The organism is Flavonifractor sp. DFI.6.63, assembly GCF_024462255.1.
Lineage (GTDB): Bacteria > Bacillota > Clostridia > Oscillospirales > Oscillospiraceae > Lawsonibacter_A > Lawsonibacter_A hominis.
Map to the genome: position 1 here is coordinate 1 of NZ_JANGBE010000013.1, position 13,289 is coordinate 13,289.

Consider the following 13,289-nt stretch of genomic DNA (forward strand, 5'->3'; position numbering starts at 1 on the left):
GGCCCGGAGCAGCTTGCTCCGGGCCGCCGGTTTATTTTAAGGCATCACCGCACAATTCCCCACGCACGTTTTGGCGGCCAATTTGCCCCACAAATGCGTTGCAAAGCCTTGCAATACAAAAAGTATTCCTGCGGTTTTGCGCCTTTTTGCGGCACAAATTTTCGCGCCAATCCGCACGCGTTGAATGATGCGGTAATGCCTTAAATTTGCAGAGGCGGGAACTTTTTGTCCTGTCCGCCCGTCAAAGACAGCACAACCCAATCAGAAAGGAACCGATCTCTATGAGCCTGAACCGACGCCTGCTCGTCCTGGCCCTGGCCGGGACCCTCAGTCTGGGCCTGCTGTCCGCCTGCGGCGGCGGGAATACGCCCGCACCCGAGACCACGCCTTCCGCAATACCGTCTCCCCAGGCCACCGCTGCTCCCACCGCTTCCCCCGACCTGCCGGAGGAGTCCCCGGAGGAACCCCCGATCCCGGAGGAGACCGGTGCTCCGGAGCTTCCTCCGCCTTCCGACGCGCCCGCCGCCACCGCAAAGCCGCAAGCCACCCCCGTTCCCACGCAAAAGCCGGGGGGCGCCGTCACGCCCGCTCCCACGCCGGAGAGCACGCCGTCCGCCTCCCCCGTCGCGTCCACCTGGAACGACATCGCCAAGCTGGATCTGCCCTCCCTGATGGATGTGGACGCCGACACCCTCTCCGCTCTCTACGGGATCGACGCGGCCGATTTGGAGGAATACATCTGCAAGATGCCCATGATGAGCGTTCAGGCCACTGAATTTTTTATTGCCAAGGTGAAGGACGGCAAGCTGGATGCGGTAAAATCCGCGCTGGAGCAGCGCCAGAAGGATCTGGAGGAGCAGTGGTCCCAGTATCTGCCCGCCCAGCTGGAGCTGGTGCAGAACTACAAGCTGGTATCCAACGGCAATTACATCCTGTTCGCCGTCAGCGAATCGGCGCCCGACGCGGTATCGGCCTTCAATACCTATACAAAATAGTCTTTTCCGGTTATAATGGAACGGAACCGCCCGGCAGGGCTCCCCTGCCGGGCGGTATTCGGAATGACGCAAAAAAGAAGGTGACCTTTTGGTCTTTTCCAGTCCGTATTTTCTCTTCCTGTACCTGCCCATCGTGCTGCTGGTCTACTACCTCACGCCGCTGAAGGCCCGCAACGCGGTGCTGCTGGTCTTCAACCTGATCTTTTACGCCTGGGGCGAGCCGGTGTATATCCTCATCATGTTTGCCTCCATTGCCATTGACTACACCCACGGCATGCTGGTGGAACGCTGCAAGCGGCGCGGCAATGACCGGGCGGCCCGCCGGGCGGTGGCCTCGTCCGTGATTTTCAACCTGGCGCTGCTGTTCTTTTTCAAATACTGGGACTTTGTGGCCGGGAGCCTGGCCGCCATCGGGCTGCCCTTCATGCCCCGGCTGGGTCTGAGCCTGCCCATCGGCATCTCCTTCTACACCTTCCAGACCATGAGCTATACCATCGACGTGTACCGCGGCGACGCCGGGGTACAGAAAAATCTCATCAACTTCGGTACGTTCGTCACCCTGTTTCCACAGCTCATCGCGGGCCCCATTATCAAATACAAGGACCTGGGGGATCAGATCGACCACCGTCCCCATTCTCCGGAACAGTTCGCCTCCGGCGTGCAGGTCTTTGTGGTGGGCCTGGCCAAAAAGGTCCTGCTGGCCAACAATCTGGGACTGCTGTGGGATGCCTATAAGGCCCTGCCTGCGGCAGAGCTCACCACCGCCGGGGCCTGGCTGGGCGTGGCGGCCTTTACGTTTCAGCTCTACTTTGACTTCTCCGGCTATTCCGATATGGCCGTGGGCCTGGGCCGGATGCTGGGCTTTGAGTTCATGCGCAACTTCAACTATCCCTATATCTCCCGTTCCATCACCGAGTTCTGGCGGCGGTGGCACATCTCCCTGGGCACCTGGTTCCGGGAATATCTGTATATCCCTCTGGGCGGCAACCGGGTCTCCACACCCCGGCTGTTTTTCAACCTGTTGGTGGTATGGGCCGCCACGGGCATCTGGCACGGGGCCAGTTGGAATTTCCTGCTCTGGGGGCTTTATTTTGCGGCTCTGCTGATTTTGGAGAAGGCCTTCCTGCTCAAGCTGCTGGACAAGCTGCCAGCCCTGCTGCGGCATCTGTATACCCTGTTTCTGGTGGCGGTGAGCTGGGCCATCTTTGCCGTGGAGGACTTCTCCCAGCTGGGCGCTTACCTGAAGGCCATGTTCGGTCTGGCCGGGGGCGGACTGACGGATGCGGCGGCATGGTATTACTTCCGCTCCTTCCTGCCTGTACTGCTGATTTCCGCCGTAGCCTCCACCCCCCTGGCCGCCCGGCTTTGGAGACGTCTGCCGGAGCGGTCCATGCGTCTTTTGCTGCCCGTGCTCCTGCTGGCGGGACTGGTCTTTTCCACCGCCTATCTGGTGGACGCCACGTATAACCCATTTTTATACTTTCGCTTCTGACGCCGCCCGGCCGCCGGCGCGGCCTGCATGATCCGCCGGCCTTCCGCCCGCGGCAAAAAATTGTTTTCCGTCTAAGGAGGTCCCCATGACGAAACGCTACTGCATTTTCATCACCGCGCTGTTCTGCGCGTTCCTGGGCCTGTTTCTGGCCGCCAATGCGCTTTCCCCCGACCGCGACTTTTCTCAGCTGGAGAACCGCGCCCTGCAGCAGCTGCCCGCGCCCTCGGTCAAGACGCTGGTCAGCGGAGCATTCATGTCCGACTTTGAGACCTATGTCAACGACCAGTTTGTCCTCCGGGACGGCTGGATCGCCCTGAAGTCCGCCACCGAACTGGCCCTGGGCAAACAGGAGAACAATGGCGTCTACTTCGGCAAGCAGGGTACCCTGATCACCCACTTTCAGGCGCCCGACGCCGGGAAGGTGACGAATAATCTGAGTTATGTTAATAAGTTTGTGGAAAATGTGGATATCCCGGTGTATTTCTCGCTGATCCCCACACAGGCCTGCATCTGGGCCGACCGCCTGCCCGAGGGCGCGCCCAACGCCAGCCAGACCGACCTGCTGACCCAGGCGCAGGCGGCCACCCAGGCAAACTGGTATGATACCTACCCTTCCCTCTGGGCCCACAGGGACGAGGATATCTTCTACCGTACCGATCACCATTGGACCAGCCTGGGCGCCTATTACGGCTATACCGCCCTGGCGGACGCCATGGGCCTGGAGCCGGTGCCCCTTTCGGAGTACGCCAAGACGACGGTGAGCACCGCCTTCTACGGCACGGTGTTTTCCTCCTCCGGCGTGCGCTGGGTGCGCCCGGACGTGATCGACACCTATGTGCCCGACGACGGGATCACCGTCACCTCCTACACCTACGATAAAAACGGCAATCCGGTGGAGGAGCCCCGGCAGCTGTACGACAAATCCTTCCTCGCCGTGAAGGACAAGTATGCCATGTTCCTGGGCGGGCAGCAGTCCCTGGGGGTCATCCGCACCGGCCGGGAGGGCCCCAAGCTGCTGCTGATCCGGGATTCCTACACCGACTCTCTGGCCCCCTTCCTCACCGCCCATTATTCCGAGATCCACCTCATCGACCTGCGCTACTACAAGCTCTCCGTCGCCGACTATATCAAGCAAAACGGAATCGACGCTGCGGTGGTGCTCTACAGCGTGCCCAACTTTGTCACCGATTCCAACCTGGTCTGGCTGGGCCGGTGACTGAAGCGTGAGCACACCCCTGCTGACCCGGCATGGCTTCGCCATGCCGGGTTTTCCCATACGCACGACAGGATTCCCGTGCATCTTTTCCGTGGGAAGGCATATACTGATATGTACATCACTCACGAAGGAGGTTAGGCAGATGCAGGAGCACGAGGAACATACGCCGTCCAGGCCTGACGCCGCTCCCAGGGAGGACGTGGACGATCTCATTTTCCGCGCCGACCCGGACTGGCTTGCCAGTGACCGTTGAAAACCGCCCGCCTTCGGGCGGTTTTTTGGCGTCCGGAAGCCGTTTGCCCTTTACATTACCGGCTTCTTTGGATATAATATGAGGGCTATTTTATGGAAATGAGAGTGTATGTGATGCTGCAGTTTGACGAATACAAAGTAAAGCTGAACAACCTGCGCCCCGAACTGGAGGATCTGGACCAGGCCCTGGGGCTGGAGGCCGCCCAGCGGGAGGCGGAGATGCTGGAATCGGAGAGCGCCTCCGACGGCTTTTGGGACAACCTGGAGAAGGCCCAGAAGGTACAGCAGCGGGTCAAGCAGCTGCGCAACAAAATCGAAGGCCAGCAGAAGCGCAAGACTCAGTGGGATGATCTGATGACCCTGTGCGAGCTTGGCAACGAGGCCGAGGATGAGAGTCTGGTGCCCGAGGTGGAGGAAGGCTTTGCCGCCCTCGTGGCCGCCGTGGAGGACGCCAAGCTGTCCACCCTGCTCACCGGCGAATATGATAATTCCAACGCCATTTTGACGTTCCACGCCGGCGCCGGAGGCACCGAGGCCCAGGATTGGGCCCAGATGCTTTACCGCATGTACACCCGCTGGGCCGAGCGCCACGGCTACAACTACCAGGTCATCGACTATCTGGACGGCGACGAGGCGGGCATCAAAAGCGCCACCATTCTGATCGAGGGGGAAAACGCCTACGGCCACCTGAAGAGCGAGCACGGCGTGCACCGCCTGGTGCGGGTCTCCCCCTTTGACGCCAACGCCCGCCGGCAGACCTCTTTCGCCGCGCTGGAGGTCATGCCCGAGATCCCCGACGACGTGGAGGTGGATATCCGTCCCGAGGACATCGAGATGCAGGTCTTCCGCTCCTCCGGCGCGGGCGGCCAGCACATCAACAAGACCTCCTCCGCCGTGCGGCTGATCCACAAGCCCACCGGCATCGTGGTCTCCTCCCAGCAGGAGCGGTCCCAGTTCCAAAACCGGGACACCTGTATGAAGATGCTGCGCTCCAAGCTGGTGGAGCTGCAGATGCAGGCCCATGCGGAAAAGATCTCCGACCTGAAGGGCGTGCAGATGAAGATCGAATGGGGCAGCCAGATCCGTTCCTATGTATTTATGCCCTACCAGCTGGTCAAAGATACCCGCACCGGATATGAGACCAGCAATGTGGGCGGCGTGATGGACGGCGATCTGGACGGCTTTATCAACGCCTACCTGAAGGCTGAGGCCACTGGGAACTGGCTGGAAAAGTAAGCGTCCCGCACCCGAACCAATGGGCGGCCGGACTTGTGAGCGCCCGTTGCCCGGTATATCGGATCCGGACGGCAGCGGCCTTCCAACTGCAACGGGGCCCGCAGCGTATGCTGCGGGCCCCGTTGTTCTTTTTCTAAATCGTACGCAGAAAGTCGGAAATAAAGTTAAGGGCGGCCCCGGCGGCGATGGCCTCCTGCTTGTAGCAGCACACCCGCAGGTAATCCGGACGGTCCCCGAAAATATTATACTGGTCAATCCGCCGCTTGAGCTCCTCCAGATAATCCCCAATGTACGCGCCCACATACCCCCCCAATATGATGGGACAATCGAAGAGCATATACAGATTGGCGATGGTGACCGCCAGGTGATCCAGATACGTGTCCCACCGCGCCCCGGCCTCCGGCGCGCCCCGGTTCAGCAGGGCAAAAAAGGCGGCCAGGTCCCCATCGGTCAGGGAGGACAGCACGGTGGCCGCGCAGTAGGTGTCCACACATCCCTTTTTACCGCAGTAGCAGGGCTTTCCATCGGGTACGATGGTCAGGTGTCCGATCTCCCCGCTGTGCAGGTGTTCTCCGGAGTAGATCTGATTGTTGATGACCACCGAGCCGCCGATGTTGTTGCTGAGCATCACGTAAAAAGCGTTGGAGAGGTTCCGGTTGATCCAAAGTTCGGCAAAGCCCGCGGCATTGGCATCGTTGAACAGAGCGGTGGGATAGGGAATATACCGGGCAAACTCCGCCCCGGTCACTCCGGTGATCTCCAGGATCTTTCCGTAAAAAACACTCTGGTTGTCCCCGGCGATAAGCGCAGGCAGACCGATCCCCACCCCCTGGATATGCTCTGCCCGCAGTCCGGCCTCCTGGATGATCTGCTCTACTACCGCCCCCAAACGGCGGTAGTAGGCGTCCGTGCGCTCGAATCGGCACCGCAGGCGGACGCTGGCAGTGATGGTCCCCCGCAGATCTACCGCCACGGCGGTGATGTGGTTGCGGGTGATATCCAGGCCGATGGCCGTGCGGGCGCCGGCGACCACGTCGAAGGTCTTTGCCCGCCGCCCGCCGGTATTACTCAAAAAGCCGACCTCTTCCACCAGTCCCTCCTCCTGCAGCTGGGCGATATTCTGGGTCACAGTGGGCAGGCACAGGTGCAGCCGTCCCACAATGGCCTGCTTGGACAGCGCGCCCTCGCCGTGGAGGAGGTTATAAATATTGGTGCGGTTGGCCTGCTTGATTCCCATATTGGCGGTAATCTTCTGCTCCATATTCCCTCAGCTCTCAAACGTTAATTTTTTCACATTCTATCCGTTAAAAAAAGGAAAGCCATATCATCCAAAGCCTTCCCGTCCATGGCCCTGCCCGCTTATTAAAAACCATTTTCTAAAACCATCTCATTATATCTATATCACACTTAAGCTGGTTGTGCAAGGAAAAAAATTCCGAATTGGATTGCTCAATGTATACAATTTTGAAAAATCAAATTTGACACTTTAGCCAAATCAGTTTCTTTTTTCATCTTGTCTCTTGACAAATTTACAGTCCACTCCTAATATGTAATCAGTTTATTAAATCAGATTACAAAAAGTGTTTTGATAATTAAGATAGCCGAAAGTGAAGCACAGGAGGGATCGCGTTGAAATTTTACATTCTGGACAACGGCTGGGAGACCCTGGACAAATCGTTTTTTATCGCCGGAGCCAACTCGGCCACCGCCTCCAACCGCAACCCTGAAACCGAGTGGATCAACATCCCCATCCAGGCCTATCTCATCGAGCACGAGGACGGCTGGATCCTCTTCGACACCGGCTGCGACCCGGATTGGGAGCGCAACTGGCCCGCCTTTATCCCCGAGCAGTCCCCCTATTATGTCACGGAGGAGCAATTGCTTCTCAATCGCCTGGCCCAGCTGGGCGTCGCCCCGGAGGATATCAGGTATGTGGTCATCTCCCACCTGCATGTGGATCACGCCGGCAACCTCCACCACTTTAAAAACGCCCAGGTGATCGTCAGTGAGGAGGAGTTTACCGCCACGCTGAAGGCCTTTGTCACCGGCCGGGGCCTGGACGTTCACGTCCCTTCCGACATCCGGCACTTCATCGACGCCCAGCTCAACTGGCGCCTGCTGCGCCCGGACGAGCGGGAAGTGGAACTGGTCCCCGGCGTCACCCTGCTGAATCTGGGCTCCGGCCACTCCTTCGGCATGGTGGCCATGAAGGTGGAGCTGGAGCACACCGGCCCTCTGCTAGTGGTGGCCGACGCCATCTATTTTGAGGAAAATGTGAAGCCGGAGATCCAGGTGCCCGGCATTCTGTACGACTCGCTCGGCTTCCGCCGCTCCGCCCAGTATCTGCTGGACTACGCCAAGCGCACCGGTGCCAAGATCCTGTACGGCCACGATATGGCCCAATTTGAAACGCTGATCAAATCCCACCAGGGGTACTACGACTAAGGATGGATATGACAGGATCTCCTGCCGTATATAAAAACAGAAAGAGGGTATTTGATGTGAAAAAACTGCTTTCTCTCGCGCTTGCCGCCGCGCTTGCCGTCACCTGCCTGTCCGGCTGTTCCGGCAGCGGCGGGACCGCCCCCAGCACGGGTGCGCCCCAGACCAGTACGCCTGAGAGCGGCGCCCCCGAGACCCCTGCCGCCAACAGCGATCTGGTGGTGGACCTCTCCGACATCTCCGTCGGCGCCTGCGTCATGTCTCTGCGCCACGAGTTTATGGCAAACCTGGTGGTGGGCTACAAGGAATTCATGGCACAGACCAACTGCAATGTGATCATCACCGACGGCGGCAACATGGAACCGGAAAAGCAGGTCACCAACGTGGAGAACTACATCGCCCAGAACGTGGACGGCATCCTGTGCCAATGCATCTCCGTGGAGACGATGAAGGACACCCTGAAGCACGCCATGGACGCCGGCATCCCGGTGGGTATCTATCCCTACGACACCAGCGTGGGCGCGACCACCTACTTTGGCTACAACGAGTATGACTGGGGCTACAGCCTGGGCGAGAACGCCGCCGACTGGATCAACAGCAAGCTGGACGGCTCCGCCAAAATCCTCAACGTGATCACCACGCTGGAGGAGGCCGCCGTACAGCGCAGCCAGGGCTGGCAGGACGCCATCAAGGCCCTGTGCGACGAGAGCAAGCTGGAGTGGGTCACCGTGGAAGCCACAAGCTCCGAGGACGCCATGGCCACTACCGAGTCCGCCCTTCAGGCCAATCCGGACGTGGACATGGTGCTGGTGTACAACGACGAAATGGGCATCGGGGCCTACCAGGCCATCGTCCAGTCCGGGCTGGACACCACCAACATGTACCTGGGCTCCTGCGACGGCACCGACACCGTGCTGGACTATGTGCAGGAGGATACCGTCTACCGCTGCACGGTGGGCAACGACCGCTTTGTGTCCGAGATCGGCTTCTACTGGGTGGAGAACATGGTGAAGATCGCTCTGGGCATGGACTATGACGATCCCTTCCCCATCACCACCATTGCCATCACCAAGGACAACGTGGACGACTATCGCTCCCGTGAGCCCGAGTACGTCATCTCCCAGGACCTCATCGATTTCGTCAACAACATGTAAGAAAAACCTGCGCTCCCTTCTTCCGGACGCCCGCTCGTCATCGGGCGGGCGTCCGGAAGCTGCCTTTCCGGCAGTCGGGAGCACCGGAAAGGTGACACTATGGAGAAAAAGATCATTCTCTCAGCGCAGGGCCTGACCAAGAGCTATGGCCCCATTACCGTGCTGGATCATGTCAGCGTCGATTTTCGGGAAGGGGAGATCCACGCCCTGATCGGAGAAAACGGCGCGGGCAAATCCACCTTGTGCAAAATTCTCTCCGGCGCTATCACACCGGAGAGCGGCAGCATCGTCACCGGCGGCCAGACCTACCCCAGCCTGACCCCCATTAAGGCCAAGGCAGCGGGAATCGGCATGGTGTATCAGGAGTTCAATCTGGTGCCGGAGCTGTCCATCTGGGAAAACCTGTTTGTCGGCAAGGAGATCCGCCGCGGTCCCCTGATCGACTCCAAGGCCATGCTTCAGCGCAGCCGTGCGGTCTTTGCGGACATGGGCGTCAACATCGACTGTCAGGCCAAGATCAAGGATATCTCGGTGGCCTACTGCCAGCTGGTGGAGATCGCCAAGGCCCTTCTGGAAGAGAGCAAACTGCTCATCCTGGACGAGCCCACCGCGCCGCTGACCAACGCAGAGATCGACATCCTGTTCCGGGTGCTCGCCAAACTGAAGGCGGACGGCATCTCCATGATCTACATCTCCCACCGGCTGGAAGAAGTCTTCCGCATGTGCGACAAGATCACGGTCCTGCGGGATGGGCAGTTCATTCGTACCATGGATGTGGCCGACACCAGCAAGGAAGAGCTCATCCACCTGATGATCGGCCGCGAGCTGTCGCAGGAGTTTCCTCCCCGTCCGGGCCGCTTCGACTATGCCGGGGCCAACACCGTTTTAAAGGTGGAACACCTGACCAACCGGAAGCTCAAGGACGTCTCTTTTGAATTAAAAGAGGGGGAGATCCTGGGTATTGCGGGCCTGGTGGGCGCAGGCCGCACCGAGACCGTGCGCGCCATTTTCGGCGCGGACAAGCTGGACAAGGGGACCATCTCCATCCGCGGCAGGCCGGTCGCCATCAAAAACCCCTCTCAGGCCATCAAAAACGGCATCGGACTCATTCCAGAGGACCGCAAACGGGAGGGCCTCATGCTCATCCTGCCCATCAGCATCAATATGTCCATTGTGGTCATCCAAAGGCTGTGCCGCGGCCTGATGATCTCCAGCCGCAAGGAGAAGGAGCTGCTTCAATCCAAGGTCAAGCTGCTGTCCGTCAAGCTGCCCTCCCTGGACAAGCCGGTCTCCAGCCTTTCCGGCGGCAATCAGCAGAAGATCGTCCTGGCCAAGTGGCTGTCCACCAACGCGGACATTCTCATCTTTGACGAGCCCACCCGCGGTATCGACGTGGGCGCCAAGCGCGAAATCTACGACTTTCTGTTTGCCCTGAAGTCCAAGGGGAAAAGCATGATCGTCATCTCGTCCGAGATGTCCGAGATCCTGAATCTGAGCGACCGCATCCTGGTGATGCATGAGGGCGCGCTGAAGGGCGAGCTTTTCTATCAGGACGCTACTCAGGACAAAATACTCAGCCTTGCCTCCGGCCTGGCGTGATGGAGATGAGGAGATAACCATGAATACAAAAGGAACCGCGGGAAAGCTGATTTCCTTCTACAATAAATTCGGCATTATTTTTATCCTGATCCTGGAGCTTATTATTTTCTCGGTGGCCAACTCCAACTTCTTTACCCCCAACAACCTCTTTCTGGTGGGCCGTCAGGTCTCCTTCTACGGCATTGCCGGCGTTGGGATGACCATGGTGCTGCTGGTGGGCGAGATCGACATCTCCGTGGGCTCCATCCTGGCCTTTACCGGCTGCCTTTCCGCCACGCTGATGACCCAGATGGGCCTGTCCATCCCGGTGGCCTTCCTGCTCACGCTGCTGCTGTGCTGTGTGTTCGGCCTGGTCTCCGGCACGCTGACCGCCGTGCTCAAGATCCCCTCCCTCATTGGCACGCTGGCCATGCAGACGATTATCAAGGGATTTACTTACCTGATGACCGGCGGCAGCTCGGTCACCGGATTGTCCGACCGCTTCAAGCACCTGGGCCAGGGGTTCCTCTTCGGCGTGATCCCCATTCCCCTCATCGTCATGGTGGTCATGTTCGCCCTGGGCTTTCTGCTTCTCAACCGCACCTTTCTGGGCCGGCGGATCTATGCCGTGGGCGGCAATCAGGAAGCCGCCCGTCTTTCCGGCATCAAGACCCGTGCCGTCGTGGTGGGTACCTTTGTGGTCTCTGCCGTCACCGCAGGCATCGCCGGCGTTCTGATGGCCGCCCGTCTGGGGACCGGCCAGCCCTCCACCGGCTCCGACTTCGCCATGGACGTGCTCACCGCCACCGTCCTGGGCGGCGTCACCCTCCAGGGCGGCAAGGGCTTCGTACTGAATGTGTTTATCGGCTCCTTTATCATCGGCATTCTCTCCAATGGCCTGACCATGTGCAACGTGCCCGAGTACTGGCAGTGGATCATTAAGGGCCTGGTCTTCCTCTTTGCCGTGGCCATGAGCAACCTGGAAGCCCTGATGAGCAAGAAGTAAGGAGGCTGCGTATATGGGTATCATCGAAAAGCTGCGGCTGGACGGGAAGACGGCGTTTGTCACCGGTGGCGCCCGCGGGATCGGCAAGAGCGTGGCCACGGCCTTCTGCGAGGCCGGAGCAGACGTGGCCATTGTAGACATCGACCTGGACGAGGCGGAGAAAACCGCTGCCGCCCTGGCCGCCGGCACCGGCGCACGCACCCTGGCCGTCCGGGCGGACGTGACCGATCCGGCGGATGTGGACGCCATGATGGCCTCCATCCTGGCCCGCTACGGCAAGCTGGACGTGGCCTTCTGCAACGCGGGCATCTGCCGGAACATCCCCGCCGAGGAGATGAGCTATGAGCAGTGGCGCAGCGTTGTGGACGTCAACCTGACGGGCGTTTTCCTCACCGCCCAGGCGGCGGGGCGGCAGATGCTCCGGCAGGGGGGCGGTTCCATCATCAACACCGCCTCCATGTCGGCCCATATCGTCAATGTCCCACAGCCTCAGTGCTCTTACAACGCCTCTAAGGCCGGGGTCATTCAGCTCACCAAGTCCCTGGCGGTGGAATGGGCCGCCCGCAATGTACGGGTCAACTGCATCAGTCCCGGTTATATCGGCACCGAGCTTACCCTAAACTCCCCCACGCTCGTCCCCCTCATTGAGCAGTGGAACGCCGTGGCGCCCCTGCACCGCATGGGAAAGCCCGAGGAGCTGCAGGCCATCTGCGTATATCTGGCGGGGGACTCCAGCGCCTTTACCACCGGCGCTGATTTCGTCATCGACGGCGCCTTTACTTGTATCTGAGTGAAAATTTTGCTGTGAAAGGTAGTAGACTAGTTATGGAAGCAAAGGGAACTCTGCCCAAAACCATGAAGGCTCTTGTGGCCTACAGCGCCACCGACTACCGTCTGGAGACGGACTATCCCGTCCCCGCCTGCGGCCCCGACGATCTGTTGATCCGGACCGAGGGCTGCGGCATCTGTGCCGGCGACCTGAAGTGTCAGCATGGAGCGGCCATGTTCTGGGGGGACGACACCCAGCCCGCATGGGTCAAGCCCCCCTTCATTCCCGGCCATGAGTTCATCGGCAAAGTGGTCTGGGCCGGGGAGAACGTCAGCGGCTACGCCCTGGGCGAGCGCATCGCGGTGGATCAAATCGCTCCCTGCGGTGCGTGCCGCTTCTGCAAAGACGGACATTACTGGATGTGCCAGCCGCACGAGATCTACGGCTTCTTCCACGATTTCTGCGGCGGCATGGCAGAGTATGTGCGCATTCCCACCGGTCGCTCCGTCATCCACCGGGTCCCCCAGGACATGCCTTTGGAAGACGCCCTGCTCATCGAGCCCTATGCCTGCTCCAAGCACTGTGTGGACCGGGCGGACATCGGCTGCGAGGATGTGGTGGTGCTCTCGGGTGCCGGCACCCTGGGACTCGGCATGGTGACCTACGCCAAACTGCGCAGCCCCAAAAAGCTCATCGTTCTGGATATGCTGGACGAGCGGCTGGAAAAGGCGCGGGAATTTGGCGCCGACCTGGTATGGAACCCGGGTAAAATGGACGTGGTCGCCGCCATTCAGGAGATCACCGACGGCTATGGGTGCGATATCTATATCGAGGCCACCGGGCATCCCTCCTCCGTGGTGCAGGGCATGCAGATGATCCGCAAGCTGGGCCGCTTTGTGGAGTTTTCCGTTTTCGGCGCGCCTACCCAGTTGGACTGGTCGATCATCGGAGACCGGAAGGAGCTGGACGTGCTGGGTTCCCACCTCTCCCCCTACTGCTTCCCCTACGTCATCGACCACATTGCCGACGGAACGCTGAAGACCCGCGGCGTGGTCAGCAGCGTCTTTTCCCTGGACGACTGGAAGACCGCTTTTGACCGCGCCTCCGGCCAATACGGCGACTTCAAGGTCGCCTTCCGCTTCTGAATCG

Annotated in this window: 12 protein-coding genes; 11 read left to right on the plus strand and 1 reads right to left on the minus strand. The window is 59.9% G+C overall.

The window, feature by feature from the left end; all coding sequences use genetic code 11:
• The 5 genes from NE547_RS08555 to prfB all read left to right on the plus strand — a co-directional run.
• Positions 1-204: hypothetical protein (locus NE547_RS08555; protein ID WP_256175387.1), on the plus strand; the 204-nt coding region annotated here is incomplete at its 5' end.
• Between the two features lie 77 nt (positions 205-281).
• A complete protein-coding gene (locus NE547_RS08560) occupies positions 282-995 on the plus strand; it encodes a DUF4358 domain-containing protein (RefSeq protein WP_256175389.1) in 714 nt (237 codons plus the stop codon).
• A gap of 88 nt (positions 996-1,083) precedes the next feature.
• Entirely contained in the window at positions 1,084-2,487 is a 1,404-nt protein-coding gene (locus NE547_RS08565; RefSeq protein WP_256175391.1) for an MBOAT family protein, read from the plus strand.
• 85 nt (positions 2,488-2,572) lie between these two features.
• Positions 2,573-3,703 carry a DHHW family protein gene (locus tag NE547_RS08570; RefSeq protein WP_256175393.1) on the plus strand — a complete coding sequence of 377 codons (1,131 nt, stop codon included), beginning with the start codon at positions 2,573-2,575 and terminating at the stop codon, positions 3,701-3,703.
• 366 nt (positions 3,704-4,069) lie between these two features.
• Positions 4,070-5,191, plus strand: a complete 1,122-nt coding sequence (prfB, locus tag NE547_RS08575; RefSeq protein WP_186907005.1) for a peptide chain release factor 2 — start codon at positions 4,070-4,072, stop codon at positions 5,189-5,191.
• 133 nt (positions 5,192-5,324) lie between these two features.
• On the opposite strand, the gene NE547_RS08580 is transcribed toward prfB, so the two are convergent.
• Positions 5,325-6,452 (minus strand): ROK family transcriptional regulator, encoded by a 1,128-nt coding sequence (locus NE547_RS08580; protein WP_186906874.1) that lies wholly within the window; start codon positions 6,450-6,452, stop codon positions 5,325-5,327.
• A gap of 368 nt (positions 6,453-6,820) precedes the next feature.
• On the opposite strand from NE547_RS08580, the gene NE547_RS08585 reads away from it, so the two are divergent.
• From NE547_RS08585 to NE547_RS08610, 6 genes are all read left to right on the plus strand, one after another.
• On the plus strand, positions 6,821-7,636 hold the full coding sequence (locus NE547_RS08585; RefSeq protein WP_186906875.1) for an N-acyl homoserine lactonase family protein: 816 nt from the start codon (positions 6,821-6,823) through the stop codon (positions 7,634-7,636).
• Between the two features lie 56 nt (positions 7,637-7,692).
• Entirely contained in the window at positions 7,693-8,787 is a 1,095-nt protein-coding gene (locus NE547_RS08590; protein WP_186906876.1) for a sugar ABC transporter substrate-binding protein, read from the plus strand.
• Positions 8,788-8,886: 99 nt separating this feature from the next.
• A complete protein-coding gene (locus NE547_RS08595; RefSeq protein ID WP_256175395.1) occupies positions 8,887-10,386 on the plus strand; it encodes a sugar ABC transporter ATP-binding protein in 1,500 nt (499 codons plus the stop codon).
• 19 nt (positions 10,387-10,405) lie between these two features.
• Positions 10,406-11,371, plus strand: coding sequence for an ABC transporter permease (locus NE547_RS08600; protein ID WP_186906878.1), 966 nt, complete (start codon positions 10,406-10,408; stop codon positions 11,369-11,371).
• A gap of 13 nt (positions 11,372-11,384) precedes the next feature.
• Positions 11,385-12,161, plus strand: a complete 777-nt coding sequence (locus tag NE547_RS08605; protein WP_186906879.1) for an SDR family oxidoreductase — start codon at positions 11,385-11,387, stop codon at positions 12,159-12,161.
• A gap of 35 nt (positions 12,162-12,196) precedes the next feature.
• Positions 12,197-13,285 (plus strand): alcohol dehydrogenase catalytic domain-containing protein, encoded by a 1,089-nt coding sequence (locus NE547_RS08610; RefSeq protein ID WP_256175398.1) that lies wholly within the window; start codon positions 12,197-12,199, stop codon positions 13,283-13,285.
• The last annotated feature ends 4 nt before the right edge of the window (positions 13,286-13,289 follow it).